Genomic DNA, 2,719 nt, shown 5'->3' with positions numbered 1-2,719 from the left:
TGACCCGGCCGCTGGAGGTGGGGAGGGAGTTCCACTTCCTGGCCAGGCCATGCGAGCAGGCCCCGGAGTTCACGCTTCCCGCGGCCGCTCGCGGTCCGCTCGTCCAGGAGTCCGAGGCCCCGGAGGCCGCGGAGGCCGGCGGTTCGGCGGGGGAGTCGGCGCTCGACGTGCTGCGCGCGCTGGTGGCCGAACGGGCTGAGCTGCCGACCGAGTTGGTCGACGAGAACAGCAGTCTCCTCGACGATCTGCACATGAGCTCGATCACGGTCGGTCAGATCGTCAACCAGACGGCTGTCCGGCTCGGCCTCTCCCCTTCCAGTATCCCGACCAACTTCGCCACGGCGACCGTGGCGGAGCTGGCTTCTGCTCTCACCACCCTGGTCGAGACCGGGGCGGACACGACGGCGGCGCCTGTCGTGACGGGTGCCGCGGCCTGGGCACGGCCCTTCTCCGTCGACCTCGACGAACTGCCCCTCCCCGCGGCCGTGGCGGACGAGAAGGGCGGCACGTGGGAGTTGTTCACCTCCGCCGACCACCCCTTCGCCCACGATGTCCGGCACGCTCTCCAGAACGCCGCGGTGGGCTCCGGGGTCCTGGTGTGCCTGCCGCCGGAATGCTCCGCGGACCAGCTCGAACTCGCGCTGGACGGGGCGAGGTCGGCCCTGGCGGGCAGCCGGGAGGGCCGCTTCGTCCTGGTGCAGCACGACCGGGGCGCGGCGGGTCTGGCCAAGACCCTGCACCTGGAGGCCCCCCACCTTCGGACCACCGTCGTCCACACCCCGGTGGCCGACGGGGCCGCGGACCGGGTGGCCGCCGAGGTCGCGGCGACCACGCACTTCAGCGAGGTGCACCTCGCCGAGGACGGCGCCCGGCGGGTGCCCGTGCTGCGGGCCCTGCCCTTCGCCCCGGACCGTACCGACCAGGTGCTGGGTCCGGACGACGTCCTGCTCGTCACAGGCGGCGGCAAGGGCATCACCGCCGAGTGCGCGCTGGCCGTCGCCGAGCGGACCGGGGCGGCGCTGGCGGTGCTGGGCCGCTCGGACCCCGGCAGCGACCAGGACCTCGCCGCGAACCTCGGGCGGATGCAGGAGAGCGGTGTCCGCGTCGCCTACGCGGCCGCCGACGTCACCGATCCGGTGCGCGTCGCCGAGGCGGTCGCCGAACTGACCGGGGCCCTCGGCCCCGTGACCGCCCTCCTCCACGGGGCGGGGCGCAACGAGCCGACGGCGCTCGGCGGGCTCGACATGGCCGCCGTCCGCAGCACGCTCGCCCCGAAGGTCGACGGGCTGCGCCATGTGCTGGACGTAGTCGGCGAGGAGAACCTCAAGCTCCTGGTCACCTTCGGCAGCATCATCGGCCGGGCGGGACTGCGGGGGGAGGCCCATTACGCCACCGCCAACGAGTGGCTGGCCGGGCTCACCGAGGACGTGGCCCGCCGGAACCCGGGCTGCCGGGCGCTGTGCATGGAGTGGTCCGTCTGGTCCGGCGTCGGCATGGGCGAGAAGCTATCGGTCGTCGAGTCCCTCACCCGTGAGGGCATCGTGCCGGTCTCGCCCGACCAGGGCATCGAGATCCTGCTGCGACTGATCTCCGACCCCGACGCCCCCGTGGTGACGGTGATCAGCGGCCGGACGGAAGGCATCGGAACCGTCCGGCGCGAGCAGCCCCCGCTGCCGTTGCTGCGCTTCACCGGGGAACCGCTGGTGCGCTACCACGGTGTGGAGCTCGTCACCGAGGCCGAGCTGAACGCCGGCACGGACCTCTACCTCTCCGACCACCTGCTGGACGGCAATCTGCTGCTGCCCGCGGTGATCGGCATGGAGGCCATGGTCCAGGTCGGCTCCGCCGTCACCGGCCGCCAGGACGTGCCGGTCATCGAAAACGCGCGGTTCCTGCGCCCGATCGTGGTGCCGCCCGGCGGCACGACCCGCATCCGGATCGCGGCCACCGTCACCGGCTCCGACCGTGTGGACGTGGCCGTCCACGCGCAGGACACCGGTTTCGCGGCGGAGCACTTCCGGGCGCGGCTGGTCTACGGGGGCGCGGCGATCCCGGAGGGCGCCCCCGACCAGGTGGGCCCGAAGGTGCCGGACGCCCCGCTGGATCCCGCGACCGACCTGTACGGCGGGGTGCTCTTCCAGGGCGAGCGCTTCCAACGGCTGCGGCGCTTCCACCGGGCCGCCGCACGGCACGTCGACGCCGACGTGGCGCTCGACGCGCCGTCCGGCTGGTTAGCCGGCTTCCTGCCGGGCACGCTGCTGCTCGCGGACCCGGGGATGCGTGACGCCCTGATGCACGGGAACCAGGTGTGCGTCCCCGACGCGACCCTGCTGCCGTCCGGCATCGAGCGGCTGTATCCGATGGCGGGCGGCGAGGATCTTCCGGAGCTGGTCCGCTACTGCGCGACCGAGCGCCACCGGGACGGCGACACCTATGTGTACGACATCGCCGTGCGGACTCCCGACGGCGCCGTCGTCGAGCGGTGGGAGGGGCTCACCCTGCACGCCGTGCGCAAGTCGGACGGCTCCGGGCCGTGGGTCGCGCCGCTGCTCGGCTCCTATCTGGAACGGACCCTGGAGGAAGTGCTCGGCGCCCATATCGACGTCGCCGTGGAGCCGGTCCCGGCGGGCTCCGGGGGGTCGGTGGCCGATCGCCGCAAGGCGACCGCACGGGTCGTCCAGCGGGCGCTGGGCGAGAGCGTGAAGGTGCGCTACCGGCC

The 2,719-nt window shown here is 73.6% G+C and carries 1 protein-coding gene; it reads left to right on the top strand.

Annotated features, from left to right (window positions below):
* Positions 1-2,719: SDR family NAD(P)-dependent oxidoreductase (locus ACFV20_RS36685; RefSeq protein WP_385665428.1), on the top strand; the 2,719-nt coding region annotated here is incomplete at both ends.

Source organism: Streptomyces sp. NPDC059696 (assembly GCF_042733745.1).
Lineage (GTDB): Bacteria > Actinomycetota > Actinomycetes > Streptomycetales > Streptomycetaceae > Streptomyces.
Note: the sequence above shows the minus strand (reverse complement) of the source record. Positions and strands in the feature narration are given on the sequence as shown.